The organism is Micromonospora sp. DT68 (assembly GCF_049847245.1).
GTDB lineage: Bacteria > Actinomycetota > Actinomycetes > Mycobacteriales > Micromonosporaceae > Micromonospora > Micromonospora profundi.
In genome coordinates this window covers 38,427-60,493 of record NZ_JBNCNZ010000026.1, presented here as the reverse complement: position 1 = coordinate 60,493, position 22,067 = coordinate 38,427, and the positions used below count along the sequence as shown (strand labels likewise).

The 22,067-nt window shown below is 68.6% G+C and carries 22 protein-coding genes; 12 read left to right on the top strand and 10 right to left on the bottom strand.

Going from position 1 to position 22,067, the window contains the following annotated elements:
- Positions 1 to 145: 145 nt before the first annotated feature.
- Positions 146 to 3,847 carry a hypothetical protein gene (locus ACPXB1_RS29045; protein ID WP_425736063.1) on the bottom strand — a complete coding sequence of 1,234 codons (3,702 nt, stop codon included), beginning with the start codon at positions 3,845 to 3,847 and terminating at the stop codon, positions 146 to 148.
- A gap of 181 nt (positions 3,848 to 4,028) precedes the next feature.
- Entirely contained in the window at positions 4,029 to 4,661 is a 633-nt protein-coding gene (locus ACPXB1_RS29040; RefSeq protein WP_425736062.1) for a site-specific integrase, read from the bottom strand.
- A gap of 138 nt (positions 4,662 to 4,799) precedes the next feature.
- Here ACPXB1_RS29040 and ACPXB1_RS29035 point away from each other — a divergent pair, with 138 nt between their 5' ends.
- The 6 genes from ACPXB1_RS29035 to ACPXB1_RS29010 all read left to right on the top strand — a co-directional run bounded on the left by ACPXB1_RS29035 (position 4,800) and on the right by ACPXB1_RS29010 (position 12,510).
- Positions 4,800 to 7,892, top strand: coding sequence for a Tn3 family transposase (locus ACPXB1_RS29035; protein WP_425736061.1), 3,093 nt, complete (start codon positions 4,800 to 4,802; stop codon positions 7,890 to 7,892).
- Positions 7,893 to 8,516: 624 nt separating this feature from the next.
- Positions 8,517 to 8,744: a hypothetical protein gene (locus ACPXB1_RS29030; RefSeq protein WP_425736060.1), complete on the top strand. Its 228-nt coding sequence runs from the start codon at positions 8,517 to 8,519 to the stop codon at positions 8,742 to 8,744.
- A 394-nt stretch (positions 8,745 to 9,138) separates the two neighbouring features.
- Positions 9,139 to 9,726 carry a recombinase family protein gene (locus ACPXB1_RS29025; RefSeq protein ID WP_425736059.1) on the top strand — a complete coding sequence of 196 codons (588 nt, stop codon included), beginning with the start codon at positions 9,139 to 9,141 and terminating at the stop codon, positions 9,724 to 9,726.
- 408 nt (positions 9,727 to 10,134) lie between these two features.
- Positions 10,135 to 10,812, top strand: a complete 678-nt coding sequence (locus tag ACPXB1_RS29020; protein WP_425736058.1) for an LPXTG cell wall anchor domain-containing protein — start codon at positions 10,135 to 10,137, stop codon at positions 10,810 to 10,812.
- A 551-nt stretch (positions 10,813 to 11,363) separates the two neighbouring features.
- The gene (locus ACPXB1_RS29015) at positions 11,364 to 11,897 is read left to right on the top strand and encodes a hypothetical protein (protein WP_425736057.1); all 534 of its coding nucleotides are present in this window, start codon (positions 11,364 to 11,366) and stop codon (positions 11,895 to 11,897) included.
- Between the two features lie 334 nt (positions 11,898 to 12,231).
- Positions 12,232 to 12,510: a hypothetical protein gene (locus ACPXB1_RS29010; RefSeq protein WP_425736056.1), complete on the top strand. Its 279-nt coding sequence runs from the start codon at positions 12,232 to 12,234 to the stop codon at positions 12,508 to 12,510.
- A gap of 329 nt (positions 12,511 to 12,839) precedes the next feature.
- Here ACPXB1_RS29010 and ACPXB1_RS29005 read toward each other — a convergent pair whose 3' ends face one another.
- From ACPXB1_RS29005 to ACPXB1_RS28990, 4 genes are all read right to left on the bottom strand, one after another.
- Complete coding sequence (locus ACPXB1_RS29005; RefSeq protein ID WP_425736055.1) at positions 12,840 to 13,004, bottom strand: hypothetical protein; 165 nt, start codon at positions 13,002 to 13,004, stop codon at positions 12,840 to 12,842.
- 312 nt (positions 13,005 to 13,316) lie between these two features.
- Entirely contained in the window at positions 13,317 to 13,739 is a 423-nt protein-coding gene (locus ACPXB1_RS29000; protein WP_425736054.1) for a site-specific integrase, read from the bottom strand.
- A gap of 442 nt (positions 13,740 to 14,181) precedes the next feature.
- Positions 14,182 to 15,204, bottom strand: a complete 1,023-nt coding sequence (locus ACPXB1_RS28995) for a hypothetical protein (protein ID WP_355628376.1) — start codon at positions 15,202 to 15,204, stop codon at positions 14,182 to 14,184.
- A complete protein-coding gene (locus ACPXB1_RS28990; protein ID WP_334549823.1) occupies positions 15,201 to 15,557 on the bottom strand; it encodes a PadR family transcriptional regulator in 357 nt (118 codons plus the stop codon). Before ACPXB1_RS28990 ends, ACPXB1_RS28995 begins: the two co-directional genes overlap by 4 nt.
- A 223-nt stretch (positions 15,558 to 15,780) precedes the next feature.
- On the opposite strand from ACPXB1_RS28990, the gene ACPXB1_RS28985 reads away from it, so the two are divergent.
- Complete coding sequence (locus ACPXB1_RS28985) at positions 15,781 to 16,425, top strand: hypothetical protein (protein ID WP_355628380.1); 645 nt, start codon at positions 15,781 to 15,783, stop codon at positions 16,423 to 16,425.
- A 141-nt stretch (positions 16,426 to 16,566) separates the two neighbouring features.
- Here ACPXB1_RS28985 and ACPXB1_RS28980 read toward each other — a convergent pair whose 3' ends face one another.
- Positions 16,567 to 17,217 (bottom strand): amphi-Trp domain-containing protein, encoded by a 651-nt coding sequence (locus tag ACPXB1_RS28980; protein WP_355628382.1) that lies wholly within the window; start codon positions 17,215 to 17,217, stop codon positions 16,567 to 16,569.
- Between the two features lie 131 nt (positions 17,218 to 17,348).
- On the opposite strand from ACPXB1_RS28980, the gene ACPXB1_RS28975 reads away from it, so the two are divergent.
- On the top strand, positions 17,349 to 17,627 hold the full coding sequence (locus ACPXB1_RS28975; protein WP_355628385.1) for a LysR family transcriptional regulator: 279 nt from the start codon (positions 17,349 to 17,351) through the stop codon (positions 17,625 to 17,627).
- A 29-nt stretch (positions 17,628 to 17,656) separates the two neighbouring features.
- Positions 17,657 to 18,064: a hypothetical protein gene (locus ACPXB1_RS28970; RefSeq protein ID WP_355628388.1), complete on the top strand. Its 408-nt coding sequence runs from the start codon at positions 17,657 to 17,659 to the stop codon at positions 18,062 to 18,064.
- Here ACPXB1_RS28970 and ACPXB1_RS28965 read toward each other — a convergent pair.
- Complete coding sequence (locus ACPXB1_RS28965) at positions 18,061 to 18,621, bottom strand: DUF1062 domain-containing protein (protein WP_334549829.1); 561 nt, start codon at positions 18,619 to 18,621, stop codon at positions 18,061 to 18,063. The two genes, ACPXB1_RS28970 and ACPXB1_RS28965, sit on opposite strands and share 4 nt — an antisense overlap.
- A gap of 277 nt (positions 18,622 to 18,898) precedes the next feature.
- On the opposite strand from ACPXB1_RS28965, the gene ACPXB1_RS28960 reads away from it, so the two are divergent.
- Both ACPXB1_RS28960 and ACPXB1_RS28955 read left to right on the top strand, forming a co-directional pair.
- A complete protein-coding gene (locus ACPXB1_RS28960; RefSeq protein ID WP_355596635.1) occupies positions 18,899 to 19,393 on the top strand; it encodes a hypothetical protein in 495 nt (164 codons plus the stop codon).
- Between the two features lie 100 nt (positions 19,394 to 19,493).
- Positions 19,494 to 20,069: a maleylpyruvate isomerase N-terminal domain-containing protein gene (locus tag ACPXB1_RS28955; protein ID WP_355628391.1), complete on the top strand. Its 576-nt coding sequence runs from the start codon at positions 19,494 to 19,496 to the stop codon at positions 20,067 to 20,069.
- A 1-nt stretch (position 20,070) separates the two neighbouring features.
- Here the strand turns inward: ACPXB1_RS28955 and ACPXB1_RS28950 are convergent, their stop codons facing one another.
- Both ACPXB1_RS28950 and ACPXB1_RS28945 read right to left on the bottom strand, forming a co-directional pair.
- On the bottom strand, positions 20,071 to 20,577 hold the full coding sequence (locus tag ACPXB1_RS28950) for a GNAT family N-acetyltransferase (protein WP_355594555.1): 507 nt from the start codon (positions 20,575 to 20,577) through the stop codon (positions 20,071 to 20,073).
- Positions 20,578 to 20,613: 36 nt separating this feature from the next.
- Positions 20,614 to 21,105, bottom strand: a complete 492-nt coding sequence (locus tag ACPXB1_RS28945; RefSeq protein ID WP_355628394.1) for a DUF1992 domain-containing protein — start codon at positions 21,103 to 21,105, stop codon at positions 20,614 to 20,616.
- A gap of 233 nt (positions 21,106 to 21,338) precedes the next feature.
- Here ACPXB1_RS28945 and ACPXB1_RS28940 point away from each other — a divergent pair, with 233 nt between their 5' ends.
- Positions 21,339 to 21,989 carry a LysE family translocator gene (locus ACPXB1_RS28940; RefSeq protein ID WP_355628397.1) on the top strand — a complete coding sequence of 217 codons (651 nt, stop codon included), beginning with the start codon at positions 21,339 to 21,341 and terminating at the stop codon, positions 21,987 to 21,989.
- Positions 21,990 to 22,067 lie beyond the last annotated feature (78 nt).

Sequence of the window (22,067 nt, the reverse complement as noted above, 5' to 3'; positions counted from 1 at the left end):
ACCCAACCGCATCGACAATGAACGATCACACGCGCGGGGCCGGAACGCCCGACATCAGCCGTGAACGATCGAGGCTAGTAGGCCTTCCTCATCCTGCAGAAGGCCGAGGCCAACCGCTACGCAGGGATGAAAAGCCCATTGAACGTCAATGCAATACTGCGGTGTCGGGTTCGGCCAGCAAGTCTCTCACCACGTCTCGGCCGGAGGGGTCTCCGACGTCCGGTCGTGCCAACCAACGCTCGGCTAGCCGTCTCAATCCGCTACGGTCCATCCCGGTATGCCACAGCAGTCGCCATACACTGTGCCAACGCCCATGGTCGGGATGATTCTGCAGGCACCCGATGGCCAGGTCCCAGAGAACGTCCGAAGCGCGGCCGTCATCCCACATAGCCTTCCACATTTTGACCCACGGACCTTTGATTTGATTGGCGGTCAGCCAGCCAATCCCATTTCGGCCGAGCAGGGTCTTGTCGGCTCCAGAGCTCCAGGCCAGCAGCCAAACTTCCGCCCAAAGGATGGTGTCCGGTGCAGGCTCGGAAAGTTTATTTGCAATCGCCTGTCGTAAATGGTCCGACGTTCCGTGTCCCAACGTTTTGTTGGCGACTATGCACCAATTTTTGTTGACCTTGGACACGCTGAGCCACTCCACCGCTATAACCGATAACGAGTTCCGGTCAGCGTGATCCGACTCCCAAACATCCCGCCACAATCGGAACCAACGCGCCATGATCCGGTTGTCTTGGGACAGGCACCAAGCGCGCAACTGAGTCCAAGCCAAGGCCGTCAACTTCTCGTTGATATCCGGCTGACCGAACAAGTGCGACCACACCCAGTGCCATCCGTGCCGTTCCAGCGTCTTGCTGTCGAGCCAGGCGAGCGCCAGATCCCGGATTTGTCGCGACTCGGCGTCGGCCTCCTGCAGAGGTCCCCAGACGTGCGGCCACCGATAGTGATCAGGGTGCCCCTGAAGCCATCTGAGGCCGATCGATGCAAGCAGCGCGGTATCGGTGCCGACTTTCCACAGCGGTTCCCAGACATCTGGCAACGCCCGCAATGGTGTCCGGTGAGTGAGCCATCGATGGCCGAGAGCTGTGAGCCTGTCCACGCCGCATCCCGCGTCCCACAATGCCTTCCACGCCTGTGTCCAGGCCATGTGCTCGGGGAAGCGGTCCAGCCATGCCAGTCCGATCTCCGCCAAGTCGTCCGACCGGCCCTGCGCCTCCCACGTGGCTTCCCATACGTGGGGCCAGTAAGGGTGTTCTCCAGGGTTCCGTAGGAGCCATGCGACTCCCAGATCAGCTCGCCCGTAGCGACATGTCAGCAGCCTCACTACATGGCTGCCGTCCGTAGAGCTGGCCGCCAGCCATTCTGCCGCCCACTTTCCGAGCTCTGGGCTCCGTGGTGCCTTCCTCAAGAGTGGCTCGAGGAGAAATATGGTCTCACGACGTGACCGGTTGAACTCCAGCCATGCGAGCACCGCACGCAGGTATCGGACGGGTTCACGCTCCAGCAAATGGACCGCCACCTCGCTCCACGATGTCGTCGCTGGCGCGTTCTGCAGCAGGGCTGCAGAACGGTCGAGCAGTCGGTCGCTACGGGGAAGGCTCCTCAGCGTGACGGCCAGCACATCACCGATTATCCGCTTTCCGGACCTTGTCCCATCGAGCCATTGCTCGACCACGACGCCCAGCCGAGGATCCTTCAGCCTCTTCACCGCATCGATCACGACCGGCCGGAAGTCCTGCCAGGTCAGGCTTCTCGCGAGCAGGTCGGTGACGCTGTCGGCCACGCCGTCCAGGACAGTCCAGTGTTGGAGCAATTTGTGACAGGTCAATCGGAGGCCGGCGGTCGTCATGTCAGCGCTGCGAATGCACTCAATCGTTCGGACCGCAGGATGCGGCGACCACTCGATCGACGGGGCGTTCGCAGCGAGTTCGAGCCACACCGGCAGATCGACCAGTGGTAATCTGTTATCTGCTACGCGATTTTGGTAGATCTCGCCGACAAGAGGACCGATGTCGTCGTCGGCGATCCTCAAATTCAGGTCGCCCGTCTTGTCGACCAGCGCCCGGGAGAGTGCCCACAACGGCGCATTTTTTCCAGCCGGCTCCTCGCCGTATGCATAGCAATCTTGAATGGCCTGCAGGAGATGGCCACGCCGGACGTTAGCTTCCGCTCGCGCCGGGAACCACGCCTCGTACATCAGGTTTGCGAGCTGAGGATGAGTTACCCAAGTGTCTTGCCGAGAGCCGGTACCTCGATTCTCGAGGTGCTCCTCGGCTTGGAGGTGCGCCATCGCGTCGCGTTGCTGCGGGGTTAGTACCTTCTCGAAGGCGCGAGCGGGATAACCAACGTAAAGCCGATTCAGTGCCATCACGCGGGCGACGACGTTGAACAACTCGTCATTCGGGTGCATTGAGCGGATACGGGCCCGGAACCGAGCGGCGAATTCCTTCAGGGAAGCCCCGTGATGCCTCTCGAAGAACAGTTGGACCAGGAGGTGGTTCGGCCTCTGCACCTGACTGAGTTCCGAGCCGGTGCGGCGGGCGAACCACGCTTTCAGCTCGTCATAGTCCTCCGCCACCTCGTTCTCCACCAGACTCTGCCTGACGATTAGATCGTCCACGAAGTCGTTGCTCAGGTTAAGAGCCTGCTCGCTCGGCCCGCAGCAGACCAAGAGCGGCAGCCTATCGCCTTCGCCCCGTTGCCTGAGGTCGTCGACGATTGCGAGCGCCTCCTGCCACTGGGCGGCCCCTTCCGTGGCGGAGACCTGGTACGGGTCGTCAATGGCGATCACCGAAAGAAGATCTTGGTCAGGATCACGCTCCTCGGCGCGCTGAACCCATTCCATCGCGCGACTCAAGAGGCCAGGATTGTTTCCGAGCCAGATCACCCGCGCGATCCCCTGGGAATGCAGATCGGCCAGCAACTGCAGCAGAAGTACACTCTTCCCCACACCCGACCGGCCGCCCAGCCAGAAGACCGGCAGCTTGACGGTGTTGTCCGCGAAGGCCGGCCGGGAGTCCTGCCATTCCCAGAAGTCCTGCCTGACCCGGTCGAGCGCCGCGGGACGCGGTGCGAAGTAGCCGTTGCGAAGGTGGTAGAGCATTGGGCGCTGGCCAGTAAGGTAGGCGCCAGGCTCAATCTGCGACGGAGGGGCGTATTCATCACGCCACAGTTTAATATCGCTAGTTATCTTTTTGTTACCGTCGAGCCCTACGAGATCATTCCAGATGTCTCTGGCGACGGCCTCGAAACCCTGTTCGTCGTCGCTCGCCTCCATCAACCGAGCCAGCCAGGTACGGGAAAGGCCGACGGGATCCGTCGCCCTCAACCTCTCGTGCAATATCGCGTGTAGCTCACGAGCAGGATCGGCGATGGTATTCACTGTCACCGCTGCGGTGAACTGCTCGACCTCCTCCGCCGTTGTGGTTGCAGCCTTTCGCCGCTCGAGCCACCTCGAGATTCGCGCTTCGAGCGACTTGAGGTCGGACTCAGCAGCCTGTACCTCGAACCGTAAACGGGGCCGAAGTTCCGGGAACTCCTCAGCGAGGCGGTAGACCTCCCATAACTGGTCGAGTGCTGTGCCGACGGATTGGCTCGTGTGTCGCCGTTTGATCTGCGTGACGATAACCGTTGTGTCCTCGACGACACGCAAATCAGAGAGGGATTCCGCGACAACCGAATACGACCCAGCGGCCCTGTTCTCAAGAAACCTGATCACGGTTCTCAGCAAGGTAGCTTGAAATTGGTAATAGAAGCCGGCGACCGCGTTCCGTCCACCGTCTGCATGGCTCGGCTTGGCTTGTTTCCACTTCTGTTCGAGTTTGCGAAGATCGGCGAGCATACCGTCAACTCTCGTCGCGTACAGGAAGGCCCTCGCCCATCCCCAGGCGACAGGAGCGCTGCGTTCGGTATGTCAAATGCGGCCGCATCTCGCCAGTCTGACTGTCCGACTTGGACCCGCGCAAGGGTCGCAAACATGACGACCATCCGCATTACGCGCCCGACGAGAGCGGGTCGGGCGGTCACAAGCCGACGTCGGTGAGGGCGTTGTCCTCCCACTGGTTGGCGTCCTCGATGTAGCTGGCGAGGGTCGCGGAACCGTCCTTCCATCCGCCATGCCGGGCGATTCGCAGCGGGTTCTTGCCTTGGCGGTGAGTTTCGGTGGCGAATCCGCGGCGCAGGGAGTGTCCGGAGAAGGCGGAGGCGGCGTCCAAGCCGGCGCGTTGTGCGGTGCGGCGAACGATGATGGCGACGGCTTGGCCGGTGATGCGGCCGTTGGCTTCTCCGCGGCCGTGCGGTGCCCGGCCGAGGTTCCCGTGTCGGTCGATGCGCCGGAACACCGGTCCGGATGTCTCGCCGCGGGCGGCCAGGGCGCCCAGCCATGCTTGCATGGTGCGGACGGGGCAGGTAGCCGGTCGGGATGTGTAGGGAAGGGCGGTGGCGCGGCCCACGGATTCCTTGTCGGTCTTGGAACGGCGGATGGTGACCTGCAGGCCGTCGCCGGTGAACGTGAGGTCGGCGATGTCGAGCGCCGCGAGTTCGCTTCGCCGAGCGGCCAGCGCGAAGCCGACCACGATGATGGCGCGGTCACGTACCCCGGCGATGGTGGAGATGTCGAGGGTGTCCACCATCGCCCGCAGCGCCGTGATGGTCATGGCCTTGGCCTTGCGCACTCCTCGGCCAGCCGGCCCGTGACTAACGATCTTGCGGGAACTGGCGTTAAGCGTCTGGGCTGAGGTCATGGCCAGCCGATGGGTATTCGGCTTCGCGGATGTCGCGTAGTTTGATCGTTCGTGTCTGAGGTGGACGAGCAGCAGGTCGGGGACGGGGACGAGAGGTCGTTTCTGTCGGCGCGGCAGGTCGCGACGTACGGGTGTTTCGACGGGCCGCCGCCGGTGGAGGACTTGGAGCGGTTCTTCTTCCTTGATGACGCTGACCGTGTGTTGCTGGCCAAGCGTCGGGGCGACGGCAACCGGTTGGGGTTCGCGCTGCAGTTGACGACGGTGCGGTATCTGGGCACGTTCCTGGATGACCCGATCGATTTGCCGTCGGTGGTGGTGGACGTGCTGGCTAGCCAGTTGGGAATCGCGGACGCCTCGTGTGTGAAGACGTACGTAGAGCGGGCGAACACGAAGTGGGAGCACCGTCGGGAGATCATCGTTGCCGACGGGTGGCGGGAGTTCGCCGACGTCCGCGAGGACTTGACTGCTTGGATTGATCATCGGGCGTGGACGACGGGTGCGGGCCCGAAGGTGATCTTTCAGGGGGTGCTGGCGTGGTTGCTGGCCCGTCAGGTGCTGCTGCCTGCGGTGCGGGAGTTGGAGCGGCTGGTGGCCCGGGTGGTCCGCTTGTCGCACGTGCGGTTGTGGACGACGCTGGCGGCGATGGTGACCGCTTGGCAGGCCGGTCTGCTGCTGGACTTGGTCGAGGTGCCGCCGGGGCGGCGGGTATCGCCGCTGGAGAGGCTGCGTCAGGGTCCGGTCGACCGCACCGGCAAGGCGATGGCGGGCGCGTTGAGCCGGGTCGCTGAAGTCGCGGATCTCGGCCTTGGGCAGGTGGACCTGGGTGTGGTGCCGCGGCGGCGGGTGGTCGACCTGGCCCGTCGGGGCATGTCGGCGAACGCCACGGACCTGCGCCGGACGAGTCCGTATCCGAAGCGGCTGGCGACGTTGTTGTCGACGGTGGTGTACCTGGAGGCCAAGGCCACCGATGACGCCCTGGAGCTCTTCGATGTGATCATGACGAGCGAGTTGCTGGCGCGTGCCGAGCGTCAGTCCAACGCCGACAAGGCCAAGCGGTACCCGCGGGTGGCCCGTGACGCCTCCAAGCTGGCGGCGGCGGTGGCGGTGCTGCTGGCGTCCGAGGATTGGAGCGAGGACCTGACGGTCGCGCGGTTGTGGGACGCGATCGAGGACGTGGCCTCTCGGGCGGAGTTGCGCGGCGCGGTCGAGCGGGTGCACCAGGTGGTGCCGCCGGGGGTCGATCCGGATGGTGAGTGGCGGACGGCGTTGTTGACCCGCTATCCCCTGGTCCGGCGGTTCATTCGGCTGCTGACCACCACCATCGAGTTCGGGGCCACCACGGACGCCGCGCCCGTGCTGTACGCGCTGACCAGCCTGCCGGACCTGCTCGACGCCGACGCGACCAGGCGGGTGCCGGCCGGTTGTCTGGACGCCCGGAAGGTCGCCATCGAGGTGATCACCCCCGGTTGGCGGAACCTGGTGCTGCGCAAGGACCGGCCGGCGGAGACGGTGGACAAGGTCGCCTACGTGTTCTGTGTGCTCGACCAGTTCCACCAGCGGCTACGCCGCCGTGACATCTTCGCCGCCGCCTCCTCACGCTGGGCCGATCCGAGGGCGCTGCTGCTGTCGGGCGCGGCGTGGCAGGCCCGGCGGGCGGATCTGCTGGACTCTCTTCAGCTTCCCGACGACCCGGCCGACTTGCTGAGCGCGTACTCGGCTGAGCTGGACGGCATGTGGAAGCACATGGCGCGGCGGGTCGAGGCCGGGGACGTGACGGTCGACGGCGAGGGCCGGGTGCGCGTCGCCGCGGTGAAAGCCGTACCCGAACCGGACTCCCTGGGCGAGCTGCGGGAGCGGTGCGAGGCGATGATCCCGGAGGTCGACATCGGGGAGTTGCTGCTGGAGGTGATGGGCTGGCAACCGGGTTTCGCCGCCGCCTACACCCACGTCTCCGGTGGCGCCCGCCTGGACGCCGGCATGGACCGCACCCTCGCGGCGGTGCTCACCGCCCAGGCCCTCAACGTCGGTTGGAAGCCGGTCATCACGGCGGGTAATCCGGCGTTGACCCGCTCGAGGATCAGCCACGTGTACCAGAACTACGTGCGCGCCGACACCCACGCCGTGGCCAACGCGGTGCTGATCAGCGGGCAGGCCGGGATCGGTACAGCGGAGGTGTGGGGTGGCGGGCTGGTCGCCGCCGTTGACGGCACCCGGTTCGTGGTGCCGGTGCGCTCGATCCACGCCCGGCCGAACCCGAAGTACTTCGGCCGCAAACGCGGCGCCACCTACCTCAACATGATCAACGATCAGGGGGTGGGGATCGCGGGCATGGTGTTGTCCGGCACCCCGAAGGACTCCCTGTACGCGGTGGACCTGATGTACCGCCGCGACGGCGGGCCACGCCCGGAGGTGTTCGTCTCCGACACCGGCTCCTATTCCGACATGGTCTTCGGCCTACTCAAGCTTCTCGGCGTGGACTACCGCCCGGAGCTCGCCGGACTACCCGACCAGAAACTGTGGCGGGTCAACCCGAGCGCCGACTACGGACCCCTGAACACCGCGGCACGCGGGAAGATCGACCTGGCGAAGGTCCGCCGGCACTGGCCGGACATCTGCCGAATCGCCGCCTCGGTGCACTCCGGCGCGATCAGCGCCTCCGACGTGATGCGGATGCTGCAGCACGGCGGCAACCCCACCCAACTCGGCGACGCCCTCGCGCACCTCGGCCGGATCTTCAAGACACTGCACGTGCTGTCCTACGCCGACCGGGAGGGCTACCGACGCGACATCAAGCGGATCCGCAACCTCCAGGAGGAACGCCACGGCCTGGCCAAGCACGTCTTCCACGGCCGCAAGGGCGAACTGCGGGAGGCATACCACGCCGGAATGGAAGACCAACTCGGCGCCCTCGGTCTGGTCGTCAACGCGATCACGCTGTGGAACACCGTCTACCTGGACCGGATTCTGGCCACACTGCGCGCCGACGGCTACCAAGTGCGCGATGCCGACGTCGCCCGACTTCACCCCTACTGGTTCAAGCACGTCAACGTCCACGGCCACTACAGCTTCACCCCGCCCGACCTCGACGCCGACGGCCGCCGCGCCCTACGGGACCCCGAGCAACCCGACCCGGACGACGCCTGACACGCCGGGTCGAACGGACGATCAACCATCCGGGATCTCCGCAGGGCGATTACGTCAACCGTCCGGTGTGGCGGCCCCGGCCAGGGCCGCTGGGGAGCGCGGCGAGCCCAGGCGGGTGTGACGGGAAGGTGCTCGTGCCGCTCGGTGCTTCCCGTCGTTGGCCTTTTCGCCTCATGCCCCCACCCCCGTGCATGCGCATGCGCATGCGCAGATGCACGGTGCACGTCGCGGTCATGGTGATGGCACAAACATGCTCACCCCCGGGCTGTACACGACATCAGCACCGCGGGTAAGCGCGATGGCGCCGCCTGCCCTTGGCGTGAGGTTGGCAGCCCCAGCCCGCCGCCTGCGATTGGGAAGGGGCACGGCTGTCACCACCTGCCCCGCGTACGCCCCCATCCGGGTGGTCTCCCGACCGCCGCCGAACGAGGCGGCGGCATCGGCATCACTGGCCGTCCTGGTGGCGCGCGCCGCGCACGGTTCGGCAGGTCGCGAAGAACATCCAACTTTCGCGACGCCGCAACGCCTACCCTGGCCGGGAACCGGCCGGCTTGAGGGGAGGGGGCTGGCATCAGCGAACTCGTCGTCGCCTGCCATCCGCGACACTGGGGCGGCCCGGTCATTGTGTTCATCCGCGTGCGCCAGTTGGCGGTGCTGCCCGAATCGATGCTGCAGATCACCGGGACGCAGCTCAGCCGCGACGGCACACCCTGGGGCGAGATTACCGTGCGCATCCAGCGGCGGGCGCTGGCGGAGGTGATCGACCATCCACCCCGCGCCGCCGCCGCTGTCGACGGGATCGCCGCGCTGGCCTGGTCCCTCGCCGGCCACCCACCCGAGGGCGTGCCATGATGCGCCCGTGGCCGGCACCCCACCCCCCGGGTGCCGGCCACGCCACGCGCCGGCGGCGACCCGGGACGCGGCGGGGAACAACACCCGGGATGCGCCGACAACGCCCCCACACTGTAGGCATCGACCGGCATCACCGCCGGATGGCGCGCCGAAGCTGCCCGCGGTGTCGCCCGCCCAGCCGAGCCTGCGGTGGCCGGGCGCGCCATCCGGTCACTGTTGGCGGCGAGCGCCCGGGCGAGAACACTCAGTAGGGTCCAGGGCGTCGAGGATGCGTCCGGTAACGATCGTTCGCTTGACACCCGGGCACCGGTGATGTTCGCCCAGGTCGCATCTGTAACGGAACCCGTGTCCGCGCCTTCGTAACGCGATCGGGGGTTCGCGATACAGTCACCGCATGCGGATCGGCTACGGACGGGTCTCCACCCGCGACCAGAACCCCAACGCCCAGCACGATGCACTCACCGCGGCCGGCTGCGAGCAGATCTTTGTCGACAAGGCGTCCGGCAAACTCGCCCGCCGCCCCGAACTCGACAAGGCGCTCCTGGTCGCGCACCGGCCCGGGGATCAGCTCGTGGTCACCAAACTCGACCGGCTCGGCCGCTCCCTGGAACACCTCATCGAACTTTCCGCACAGCTGCAGCAGCGCGGCGTCGACCTGGTCGTGCTCGACCAGAAGATCGACACGTCAGCCGCAATGGGCCGGATGTTCTTCCAGATCCTCGGCTCCATCGCCGAGTTCGAACACGCCCTCATGTCCGAACGCACCCTCGACGGCCTGGCAGCCGCCCGCGCTCGCGGTCGCACCGGCGGCCAGAAACCCAAGCTCACCCCGCGCCAGGCGAAGATCGCGCGGGAGATGCACGAGGAGACCGGACCCGACGGACGCCGACTGCACACCGTGGAGGAGATCGCCGCTGAGTTCGGCGTCACCCGCCCCACCATCTACCGGCACCTGTCCAAGCTGCCCACCGAGGCCGGCTGAACAGAACGGACACCCACCCCACAGTCCTGCGAGCATCGCGGCTGCTTTCCGTCCACTCGTCCAGCGACTTTGGGGCTTGGTGACACCTACCCAAGCAGCACAAGTCAGCAACGCCTCGCGCGAACCGAAGCCGGATCACCCAGATCAACTTTTGGCCCCTCCTCGCAAGATCGTTATTGACCACCTGTTTGCCCTGGTCAGCGATATCCGTTGATTTTTCCGCTAGGACTACGGGCACCCCCTCTGGCAGCACGGTCGCCTGGGTCCGCTGCATGGCGGGTTCGCCTCGCCGGGCTCACTGCTGACCTCCACCCCGCAATACTTCCATAACCGCCTAAAACGCTCACACGGGCCCTATTGTCGTTCGTGTTCGTGTTCGCGTTCAGACTCATGACGGGGGTTGTGCGAGTGAGAAGACACATACGCCGATACGCGGCAGTCGCCGCGATGGCCGCGGCGCTACTGGTGGCGTGGACCGCGCCGGCCGCAGCGCAGCAGACGATCGACATCAACCCGGGCAACGTGCCCACCAACGCAGCGCAATTCACCCAGAACTGCGACCCGAACCTCGGCGGCGGCCCCTACCCGAACGAGGACGTGTGGGTGTTCAACCTGCCGGGCAACCCGCAGACCTCCGGGGTGTTCGAGTCGGTCACCGCGACCTTCTCCACCCCGCAGGGCACCGTGACCCGCACCATCCCCACCGACGGCGGGCAGATCGTCAACAACCTCGGCACCAGCAAAGCGTGGATCCGGCTGCCCGCGGGATGGACGCTGACCGACGCGACCGCCACCATCAGCGGCGAGGCGTCGTTCTTCGTCCTCACCCACACCTGCGCAGCCAGCGGCACACCCACTCCGACGCCCACCCCGACAGGGTCGCCGACCGGCACACCCACCCCCACCCCGACCTCGACCGGCACACCCACCGGCCAGCCCACCCCCACCCCGACGAAGTCCGAGTTGCCCGTCACCGGCACGGGCCGTGGATCCGGGCCGCTCGGCCTGGCCACCGCCGGCGTGCTCACCCTGCTGGCCGGGACAGCCCTGGTGCTGGCGCGCCGCCGCCGCGACACCCGCGGCTGACCACGCCCCGCTCAGCGTCGGCGCAACAAGCAGGTGACCGGTGCGGTCACCCGCGGTCGGCACGGGACGCCACCTCCTACGGCGCCCCGTGCCGGCCGCACCCACCAACCCGTTCGCGCCGCCGCCCCGCGGACGCCGTCCGATCGAGGAGGTACCGATGCGGCGTGCACCGACGGCGCGCGAGCAGCACCTCCGGCAGGCCACCGTGACGGCTGCACGCCCTCGCCGCGGACAACCGGGCAGCCGTCGACGCCGCCGCCCCGCACCTGCTACGACATCCCCGGACCTGGCGTCACACCGTGCTGCACCAGACCGCCGAGGCCACCCCCGCCGCGGCGCACACCCCGCAGATGGCGACGTCGTCCCGCACCGGTGTGGCCTCACCGCCGGCATGGCCGCGGTGCGGAGCTTTGCTCCTGTGGAGCCGCTCTATACGGCGGCGAACCGGGCACGATGGCGTCCCCGTGACAAGAGTGTTCACCGCGATCGGCGGCCACGAACCGGCGGATCGGCCGCGACGGGTCTTCCGGGTTCTGCGAAGGAGTGAGCCGGTGGAGAAGCCGAAACAGCAGGGTCGGTCGCTCACGTTGCTGCGCGCCGTGGGTGAGGGTGTGACGGCGGTGGCTGCCGGGGATCCACATGCGTTCGACGTCGCGGCCAGGCGCCTGTGGCGGATGTCCGCGCCATCGACCCCGCGAGTGCTGGAGATGACAGCGCGGCTCATGCTGGAGGAACTGGTTGACGACGCCGCCCTGGCCGCGACGGCATGGCCGGCGCTGGCCCGCTGCCGGGATCGGGCCCGGCGTTGGCTGCCGCAGGTCGATGAGGAACTGCTGGCCGTGTTGCTGTTCGTCGGGGCATTGGGCGGTGAGGACACCGGGTGGCTACCGGAGCCGGCCGCGACGCGGCACCGGCTGCTGCTGATCGCCGAGATCGCGACCACCGGTGACCTGCGGGTCGCGGCGTTCCTGGATGCCGCCCTGGCCGCTCACGACCGCGCCGGTCACGCCCTACCGGCAGCGATGACGCCGGCGTGGCTGCCCCGCACGCGCCTGCCGTCGGACCCGACGCCCACCGGCAGGTAGATCGGCGGCGCATCTCTGATCCGGGCGGGCAGGAGAGCCGCCGCGACCCACGTCGATCCCTGCGGACCGAGCGGAATACGCACCTGTCGACAATCCCGCCCAGGGCTTGTCCAATCGGCGAGCGCCCACGCCGCAACGTGATAGGACGGTCACCATCGCCGTGGATCGACGTCAACGTCCGCGGTCCAAGGTCGCACGGGGCAGACCGAAAGGACCGGCACATGACCGGAGCGCCACGACAGCATCCGACGGGCACACCGCGCCCTGTCAGTCCGCTACGCCAACGCCGGCGCGCCCCGCACCACCGCCCGCCAGTCGCGCGGCAGGCGACACGATGAACGGGCACCTGCCCGTCACGCCGAACTGGGGCTGCGCCGACTGCGAGCAGGAATGGCCATGCCCCGACGGCCGGCGCAGGCTCCTCGCCGAACACCACCGCACGCCGGTCCTGCTCTTCCACTGCCTGAGCTCCTGTTATGCCAGCGCCGTCGCCGACCTGCCGGGCACCGTCGCCATACACCTGCACGCCCGGTTCCTGGGCTGGCTACCCCGCACACCACCGCCGAACGCGGCACCGACCACCCGATACCTACAGAGGACAACCCGCGACTGAGACCACGACGACGACCTGCTATGACACCCCCGCACGTGGCGTCACACGGTGCTGCACCACACCGCCGAACTCCTCACCGCCGAGGCCCACCCCGCGCCAGCGCACACCCTGCAGACGCGGCGTCACTACCTGACAGGCAACCCGCGATAGGCACGCCACAACGACGCCGAACTGCTGCACCTAGCCACCAACGCCGCCCACCGCCGCGGCGCTATGCCGGCGGGTCCGGCCGGCGCCTGGCACCAGCCGCTGCTGATCGCCTGCCTCACCCACCTCGCCGACACCCGAGCCTCCGGCGTTCACTGACCACCAGCGGATCTGCGATCGCGTCATCGGCGGCCATCCACCACCACCGCCAGCCGCAGGTCCCGGTGCGCCCGATCCCCCGCCTCCCGGGCGGCCATCTCGTCCGGATAGGCGTCCACCGCGCGCGCGAGGACCACCTCGCCGTACACCAGCAGCCACCCGTAGCGGCCCGGCACCACCGCCCGCACCCGCACACCCCCAGAGCGCGCCAAACGCACCGACGCCGACGCGCACGCCCAACACGCCGCGAACGAGCCATGGCTGTAGTCACCACACACCGCCACCGCCACACCCGAACCCGAACCCACCCCCGAATCCAGCAGCCGCCACCGGAACCGGCCCGCCATCCTGTCTACCTGCACCACCGCACCCGTCACCACGCCCCCCGCCGCCGCACCCGAGCCCGCCACTGTATCGGCATCGACGAATGCAATCAGGCAGCGACGCCGTGTGCACACGGTCGACGCAGGCTCGTCAACCGCGGAGGTCAACCGCGGAGGTCAACCACGGGGCCCCTTAGCGCCAGTTCCCGCAAGATCGTTAGTCACGGGCCCAGCCTCGGCGAGTTCGGCGCGGTGCCGGCGGAGGACGGCACGGGCCGGTCGGGTGTTGGGTGGCGGGAAGTCGGCGCTGGCGTGGGCGACGGTGATGGCCGCCATCGCGCGTTCGATGGTGGACGACGCCTTGCCCTCGTCGGCCAATTGTGAGATGTACTCGGCCAGGGTCGCTGGGGTGGCCGGCAGATGGAATCGCTGTTTGTCGATGCACCATTGGGTGAACCGGCTCCAGTCACCGGCGTACGCTCGGCGTGTGGACGCCGGCACCGACTCGCGGATGCGCCGCCGGGCGGATTCCGAGAGTTGTTCGTTCGGATCGCTCGAATCGACGTGCTGGGCACTCCCCCGCGCCGCCATCTCATTCATGAGAAGCAACCTTATCGAGAATCAGCGCCGACGGGACCCAGCCTGACCCTTACCGGGACGTGGGAGTCGTGCACACCGACACCGGGCTACTGACGTTCGGTTGGCGAACCCACTGACGTTTCCTGGCGAACCCACTGACCTTCGGTGGCAAAACCCGCTGACGACCTGGTGGCACTCAACAGGGTCGCTTGCCCAGGCTCATCGACGGATCCACACCATCCTGATTCCTTACGCACATTAACTGTCATTATGATGCTTCGACGTTTTGCCCAGTTATGCCGGAGTTAATTAATGGATTACTGTTACCGACAATCTAGTAATGAGCCGATGACTGTTCCAGAGAGCGATCGCGCAAGGCTGGCAGGCGATGGCCGGGGCAAGCCTCAGCGAGATGGCCATTGGCTGACTGGCGGCAGTGTCCAGGCTCGGCGCCGGCGGGCTGCTACCGCTTCGCGCTGTCGCTGGTGAGGGAGTCCGCCGACGTACGCCCTTCGACGGCGGCCTGCGTGAAGGTGACCCGTCGGTGGACAAGCACCGCAACCGCCATGACGATCGCCGCCGAAACCGCCACGATGATCGCGGCCGTGGCCAGGGTCGTCCCGTCAGCGTTCGGCCCGCCGCCGTAGAAGCTGACGGCGAATTCCTCGGCAAGCGGATGCAGCCACAGCATGCCGATCGGACAGAGCAGCACCAGCAGCGCCCAAGCACCACGAAGGTCGTTGCGCGCCGCAAGCCGTACACCCACGAGCAACGTCACAAACAGAAGTGCCATCCCGGCGCCGGGCAGAACCTGCCCGGCGGGCCAGCCGTAGTACACGGGAAGCACGTCGCCACCGTTGCGGGCAACGGTCGCCGCTACGGGCAGAGCCGCGGCGGCGCCGGTGACGGGCAGCAGCCGTATCCACGAGGGCGGCCGGCCGGGAACGCCGAGCGCCACGAATCCGAGGCAGACCTGGGCGAGGAGCACGAACAGCGGAGGCCGAGGCCGGTCGACGACGGCGGCAAGCGGTACGACGGCGACGGTGAGAACAAGGGCGAGACCGATCGCCAGGCGGGTCCACCGGCCGGGTGCCACCACGTACACCACCGCGGCGAGCAGCCAGGCCGCCCACGCGCCGAGACCGAGCGAGACGGACATGCCGTGCTGCTCGAAGCCGAACCACGCCGTCGTCCACGGATTGACCTCCAGCATGGCCCAACCACCGGCGAGAGCCGTGGCGGTCACCAACGCCAGCGTCGCGGCCAGCCACACGCCGGGGCCGATTCCAGTGGCGCCGACCGCACGTAGGCGCTGCTGTAGTCCGCCACCGGCCACGTCGGCGACGTCGGCTACCGAAGGCCACCGCCGGTCCGGTGGGCACAGTGCGAGGTACGTGTCCGCGATCTCGGTGCCGCGCGTATCGCGGTAGCCGGCCGGATAGAAGATCCGGATCAGTCGCAGATAGCGGCGTTCCAGGTCGCTCATGCGATCCCTCCGCTGAGTCGGGGCGTACCTCGACGGGTACGTGCGTTCAACCGCGCGGTTGCCGCCTCGACGTTGCGGCGCATCCGCTCGGTCTCGCTGGCGAGCAGGTCACCGCCCTGCTCAGTGAGCCGGTAGTAGCGCCGCAGCCGGCTGTCCACCACTTCCTCCCGCTCCACGGTGACCAGCCCCGCGTCGAGCAGTCGGTCGAGGGCGCCGTAGAGCGTGCCGGCGCGCAGCGACACGCGGCCGTCGGAAAGCTGGGCCACCTCGGTGATCAGCGCGTAGCCGTGCAGCGGCTGCGCGGCCAACGCCGTGAGGATCAGGAACGTGGGTTCGCGTACCGGTGTCTCCACGCCCTCAATGTATCGGCTGCGAAGGTATAACAGCAGACCTCCCAACGCTCGCCTGGGATTCCTGGGCCCTGGGGTCGGCGACGTGCCGAGGTCACCTCGGCGCGCCGGACGGCAGCAGCACGCCACCCTGCTCGAAGATCGACGTGTGACGACGACTTCGGTTACGCGCCAGACGGCCGACTCGCCCGCACTGCACTACTACGTGGTGCACGACGGTGCTGGCGTGCCGGAAGGGCTGTTGGTGGAGGAGTTCCTGCTCGCGGCGGACTACTCCACCGTCGGCTTGGTGAGCGGTGGCTGGAGCCGACCGGAGGGCCGCTGGTACGAAGCATCGGCCACCAGCTGGCGCATACGCGTTGACGCCGTGCTGCGCAAGCGGGTGACGCCGGTCGGCCGCCCTGCGGCGGCTGCCCTCTATCAGAACCTGTGTGGCGCGGACCTGCCGGACGAGGACGCTGTGCGGGCATTCTTCGGTGCTTCTCCCGCTCAGCCGCCGCCATCTTCCTTGCGGCTGAGCGATTCCGGGCCCCGGCCAGGGTTCCGCGAGACGCGCGTCTACCGGATCCTGTTCACCGACGAGCTGAGCGCGGACGGCCTCGCGGCACTCAGCGAAGCGTGGCAGATGCCGATCACCGGAGACCCGGCGGATCCCGAGGTACGCGTCTTGGGCGAGGTGCGCCGTCAGGTCTCCGGCGACGCCTTTCGGTGGGAGCTACGCCGGGTCGCTGCGGGTGCCGCCTACGGACTGGACGTGGCCTGCGATCTTCTCGGGGAGCGCGATGAAGCGGTCGGTGTACTGCTGCGCGGCCTGACAACGCAGATGCGCCAGCAGGGGATGATCCCTGTCACCGTCGACCGGTTCCGTTGAGGCCGGCGTCGGTGGCCGTACGCAGCAGCGACCGCTCGGATTCCAGAAAGACGGCGCAACTGCGGCCTGCTTGACGGGCCGGTGTTGGTTCTCCGGAGGCCACGCGGTGTGGCTCTCCGGAGAACCTCTCGGGACCTGGGGTCAGGCCGTCCGCTCGGCGGGGCCGCCGTCGACTGCCTCGGTGGCGGTCTCCTCGCCCGCAGGCTTCTCGGCGGGAGTCTCCTCGCCCGTGGGCTTCTCAGCGTCGCCGGCGGGAGATGACTCGTCCTCGCCGGCGGTGTCGCCAGGCTCTTCCGCGCTGGCGGTGTCGGTCGTTTCTTCCCCGCCTGCGGTGTCGGCAGGCTCGGCGGCGGCCGGCGTGGCATCCTCAGCCGGGGTGGCGGGCTGCTCGGCGGCAGCGGTCCCGGCCTCCGCCGGCGCGGCACCGAGGGATTCCGCGCTGACCGGGGCGGTGACCTCCACAGCGGACGCGGCCGGCTCGTCCTCCTCGCCGTCTTCGTCCGCCGACTCCTCCGCGCCTTCGTCCTCCGACTCTTCCGCGTCCTCGTCTTCGTCCTCTGAGGCGTTGGCGGAAGCCGGCCGCGGGCTGGGCCAGGTGAACTCGATTTCGACGGAGAGCTCGCCGTCCTCGTCCTCGATCTCGAACTCACACTCGACCTCGTCGGGGACCCGCACGGTGCCTGCGGCGCCGAAGAAGATCCGCCCATCGGATTCCAGTTGACTGGCGAGTTGGCGAAGCCAGGCGGCCAGATCGTCGCGCGACACGTTGCGGGAGTCCTCGAAAATCTCCATGCGATCATGCTCCCACCCGCCATCAACCCCGCTGCGGGCCGCCTGCCGCCCATCCCGTCAGCACCCGCCGACAGCAACGGCCGGGGGCGCCCGTCCAGCACCCGCTCCGCACGTCGTTATGCCGCAGGTGCATGACGCGTAGGCTTCGAAAACTGCTTCCCGACCTCGACCTCTGGCTGGTCCGGTACTTCACTGTCGTCGCCGAGCACCTGAACTTCGCCCGCGCCACCGAGGAACTCCGGGTGGCCCAACCCTCGTTGAGTCGCCAGATCCAGCGGCTGGAGAACACCTTCGGCGTACTCCTGCTGGAGCGCACCAGCCAGGGCAGCCGGCTCACCGCCGCCGGCGCCGCGTTCCTCCCTCAGGCGCCTGGTTGCGCTCGGCGGCGGGGAGCGCGCGGAAGTCGGTGATCAGGCGACCGGCGAGTGGGTTGTTGACCGTGGAGCCTGGTGTCTTCCGCACCGACTTCCTCGACGCCAGTTCGCTGTCGACAGCCGCACAGCGCATCGGTGCCTACGACGGCACCCCAGCCCACGCGACCCTGGAGTGGAGCGACACCGCCAACCACACCCAGCTCGGGGACCCCGTCAAGGGCGCGGCCCTGATCTACGAGGTCACCGGTGGGGACAAGCTTCCCGGCCATCTGGCCCTGGGCCGTGGCGCGATCGAACGCCAACTGGTCAAGATCGGCAGCATTCAGGACGACCTCGCGGCCTGGCGGGACAAGGTCCGCAGCCACCGCCTGCGACGACGCCGCCTGACCCCCAGACCTGGGAAGACGGGCAGGTGGCGCGCGGAGCCCGTAGCCGGGCGGGCCAAACGGCCCGCCCGGCTGGGTTCTCGCTAGTCCCCCGCCAGCACGGTGAAGGTGAACCCGGCGCTGGTGGACCGGTGCAGCGCAACGTCGCACTTGACCCTGCGCCGTACGTCGTTCCTGCTGAGGCCGAGCCCCTGGGCGATGAGCCGTTCCGGGCGTACCGGCACGGGATCTTCGAAGGCGACCGCTACCCGGATCGGCCACGCTTCGTCGGACACTGCGGACGGGACGTCCAGACGCCAGGCGCCCGTCCAGTCCAGGGTGAAGTGGCAGCGCCGGGCGAGCAACGGATCCAGCAACCGGGACGCCACCAGGTCTGCGTCATTGACGCGGTATCCCTCGAGTTCGTCCGGATCGAAGGAGCTGACCGGCGTTCGCTCGTGCACTGTGAGTTTGCTGGTGCGATCGCAGGTCACACAGCGGACCAGCAGCCACACGTCCAGCAGTTTGCCGTTGGCGTTGACGCGGAATCTGCCCTGGCCGGTGGTGGCCGACTCTGATCGGCAGTCCACGCAGCGCAACGACAGCAGGGGCAACCTGGTCCGACGAACGACCCAGGGCAGCACGATATGCGGTGGTGAAGACATGACTCTCCAGACCTGACAAAGAGGCCGGTCACAGGCGGCCTCGAACGCTGGATGGCCGGGCGCACAAGGGCAGCCCGGAAGAGCCGACGGCACGGTCGGCTACCGGTGAGCGTGAAAGTGTCAGGTCTACAGAGCGGGCGGGGTCACGCGAGATGTCCTCACTGGTGGGTTGGCGGCAATCTATGCGAGCACGCGGGGCAGCCTCAAACGGTTTTCCAACGCACCTGCGAGGTCGCGTGTTGACCCTCGACCGGGTCGAGGCCCGAGCATCGGCGGCATGGACGACCAGACGACACCCGACCCGACCATGGCGCGCATCATCGAGGCGGTGCAGCTCGGCCAATCCGGTGCGCGGGCACAGGCCCGTGGCCAGCTCACCGCGCTGTGGGACGAGATCGGCTCCGCCGGCGACGCCCTGCACCGCTGCACCCTCGCCCACTACCTGGCCGACCTGCAGGACACCGCCGAGGCCGAGCTGGTGTGGGACGAACATGCGCTGGCCGCCGCCGCCGACCTCACCGACGAGCGCGCCCGGCGACACGACGACCACCTGCGGGTACGGGGGTTCCTGCCCTCGCTGCACCTGAACCTCGCCGACGTACACCGGCGGCTGGGTCACGTCGGGCTGGCCGGCGAGCATCTGGCCACTGCCCGTCAGATCACCGACGCGCTGCCCGACGACCCCTACGGCGACATGATCCGCGCCGGGATCCGCGGTGTTGCCGAAGCGCTGGAGGCGGGTTCGACGCGACGCCTCGATGCCACGCCGTGAGGAAGGGCCCCTTGTACAACACCAGGCGATAAGAAGGGGCCCTTCCTTACCGCTGACGATTCCGGTTGCGGCGTCCCGGTGCCGCTGCGAGGGTCGACGGATGCCAGCGGTGACCGGTGCCGACCTGCTCCAGGCGGCCGACGAGATGACAGCGGTGCTGCACCCGCAGCGGGAGGGCGACTGGTCGGTGCCGGCCGGCACGCTGACGTGGAGTTGCTGGACCACCGCCGCGCACGTCGCGCACGACCTGCTCGCGTACGCCGGGCAGGTCACCGGCCGCCCGCAGGACGGCTACCTTCCGTACGACCTGCGGGTCTCCCCCGCCGCGAGCCCGGCGGAGGTGCTCGTCGTGGTGCGGGCGTGTGCCGGGCTGCTCGCCGCCGCTGTCGACTCCGCCGGGCCGGAGGTGCGGGCCTGGCATTTCGGGCCGTGCGACCCGGCCGGCTTCGCCGCGATGGGCGTGGCGGAGACCTTGCTGCACACGTACGACATCACCGCAGGGTTGGGCGTGCCGTGGCTGCCTCCGCAGCGGCTGAGCGCGCTGGTGCTGCGGCGGCTCTTTCCGGACGCGCCGGACGGCGACGCCCCGGAGGTGCTGCTGTGGATGACCGGACGCGCCGAGCTGCCCGGACGGCAACGGCGCACCTCCTGGACCTGGCAGGCGGCCGTCGACTGACTCAGGGGGCGGTCAGCGTGTGCCGGTGACCGTCGAGGGGGAAGGGCGGCCGGGCCGGCAACACCTCCTGGAACAGGTAGCCGCTTTTCTGCGCCACCCGGCAGGACGCCACGTTGTCGACCTGGTGCATGAGGTCGATGTGGGTCAGCTCGGGAAACCGCTGGAACGCCCACTCGCTGAGCATGGTGACCGCCCGTGGGGCTATCCCCCGCCCGCGCGCCCACGCCGCCGTCCAGTACCCCACCTCGGCTCCCGGCCGGTCGAGGTCGGCCCGCTTGAGCACCACGTTCGCTACCGGCGGCCCGTCGTCGGCGTCGATGACGGCGAACGTGTACCGGCTGCCGTCGTCCCAGTCGGTACGCACCCGGTCGAGCCACTGTCGGCCCTCGGCGGCGTTTGTCACCGGGACCCGGGTCCAGCGGCGCAGCACGGGATCCCGGTAGGCGGCCAGCAGCGCATCGAGGTCGTCGGCGTGCCAGTGTCGCAGGGCCAGTGTCGAGATCTGCATCGGCACAGTGTGCCGTCGTGATCGCCGCCGTGGGGGTCAGCGCCAGCGCAGCCAGCGCGGCCACCAGCCGCGGCGGGGCGATGTCCCGGCCGTCGTCGGTGCGGTGGCAGTTGTCGGCTCGGCCGGTGGGCGGATCTCGCGTCGGGTGCGCTCGGCGCGCCAGCGGTGCACCACCGCGTCGGCGTTCACCGGCCGTACCACCACCCGAGGGCCTTCGGGGTTGCGCAGCCAGGCCACGATCTGCGCGTTGAGCTGCCCCACGAAATCCCGTACGGACTGTTCGGTGGGCAGGTCACGGACCTCGTCGGGGACCTGCTCGATGCGGCGGCGCAGTTGCAGCGGGGTGGGCAGGAGCAGGTCGCTGGGCAGCGCCTCACGCTCCAGGAAGCTCTTGATCCACCACAACTCGTCGTACGGCGCGCCTTTGCCGGGGATCGGCTTGCCCATGCCGGGCAGGTCGTCGAACTCGCCGCGTTGCACGGCTCCCCGGATCTGCGCCTCCACGGCCGCGTCCCACGCCTCGGTCACCTTGCGGCACCTCCCCCGGTCACCGTAACGCGCCGCGTCCGCCCGCCGACACGCCTCGCAACAGGTCAGCGCGGCCGGGCCGTCGACCATTCCCGCCGTACGCCCACCAGGTGGTTTCTGCCCCCGTGGCCGGTTCAACACGGCAGGCCACCACCGGTCAGGTGGCTCTGGGCCACCGACGCCGGCCGCGTCTACGGTCGGTGCGGAGTGGATCAGCGAACGGGGGGACGGTCATGGTGAGCTCGGGTGCGGTGCTGGGCATCGCGTTGGTGGGGTTGGGGTTGGTGCTCACGCCCGGCCCGAACATGGTCTACCTGATCTCCCGGTCGGTGGCGCAGGGCCGCCGGGCCGGGATGGTTTCCCTGCTCGGGGTGGCCGCCGGGTTCGGTGTCTACCTGGCCACCGCGGTCGCCGGCCTGGCCGCCGTGTTCGTCCTGGTGCCGACGCTGTACGCGGTGGTGAAGCTCGCCGGGGCCGGCTACCTGCTCTGGCTGGCCTGGCGGACCATCCGCCCTGGCGGGCGGTCGCCGTTCACGCCCGCGCCACTGCCGCCGGACCGGCCGCGCCGGCTGTTCACCATGGGCCTGGTCACCAACCTGCTCAACCCGAAGATCGCCATCCTGTACGTGTCGCTGCTGCCGCAGTTCGTCGACCCGGCGCGCGGGCATGTGGCGGCGCAGAGCCTGCTGCTCGGGCTCACCCAGATCGTGGTGGCGCTAAGCGTCAACGCGCTGATCGTGCTCACTGCCGGTTCGCTCGCCGGGTTCTTCGCCCGCCGTCCGGTGTGGCTGCGGGTGCAGCGCTGGGTGACCGGGACGGCGCTGGCGGCGCTCGCTGTGCGGATCGCCACCGACCGCTCCCGCGCGGCCGTCGCCGCCGGCTGACGCCTGGCGGGCTGCCCCGAGGTCGGGCTGGTCAGCGGCGGACGGCTCCTGGCGGCGGTTGCCGGTGCGTCGGAGTTG

Coding starts and splice junctions, on each gene's coding strand:
- ACPXB1_RS28980 (WP_355628382.1), bottom strand. CDS start 17,217: ATGGAGATTTTCGAGGACTCCCGCAACGTGTCGCGCGACGATCTGGCC.
- ACPXB1_RS28955 (WP_355628391.1), top strand. CDS start 19,494: ATGCCAGCGGTGACCGGTGCCGACCTGCTCCAGGCGGCCGACGAGATG.
- ACPXB1_RS28960 (WP_355596635.1), top strand. CDS start 18,899: ATGGACGACCAGACGACACCCGACCCGACCATGGCGCGCATCATCGAG.
- ACPXB1_RS29025 (WP_425736059.1), top strand. CDS start 9,139: ATGCGGATCGGCTACGGACGGGTCTCCACCCGCGACCAGAACCCCAAC.
- ACPXB1_RS29010 (WP_425736056.1), top strand. CDS start 12,232: ATGAACGGGCACCTGCCCGTCACGCCGAACTGGGGCTGCGCCGACTGC.
- ACPXB1_RS28965 (WP_334549829.1), bottom strand. CDS start 18,621: ATGTCTTCACCACCGCATATCGTGCTGCCCTGGGTCGTTCGTCGGACC.
- ACPXB1_RS28940 (WP_355628397.1), top strand. CDS start 21,339: ATGGTGAGCTCGGGTGCGGTGCTGGGCATCGCGTTGGTGGGGTTGGGG.
- ACPXB1_RS29045 (WP_425736063.1), bottom strand. CDS start 3,847: ATGCTCGCCGATCTTCGCAAACTCGAACAGAAGTGGAAACAAGCCAAG.
- ACPXB1_RS29000 (WP_425736054.1), bottom strand. CDS start 13,739: ATGAATGAGATGGCGGCGCGGGGGAGTGCCCAGCACGTCGATTCGAGC.
- ACPXB1_RS28975 (WP_355628385.1), top strand. CDS start 17,349: ATGACGCGTAGGCTTCGAAAACTGCTTCCCGACCTCGACCTCTGGCTG.
- ACPXB1_RS28950 (WP_355594555.1), bottom strand. CDS start 20,577: ATGCAGATCTCGACACTGGCCCTGCGACACTGGCACGCCGACGACCTC.
- ACPXB1_RS29040 (WP_425736062.1), bottom strand. CDS start 4,661: ATGACCATCACGGCGCTGCGGGCGATGGTGGACACCCTCGACATCTCC.
- ACPXB1_RS28995 (WP_355628376.1), bottom strand. CDS start 15,204: ATGAGCGACCTGGAACGCCGCTATCTGCGACTGATCCGGATCTTCTAT.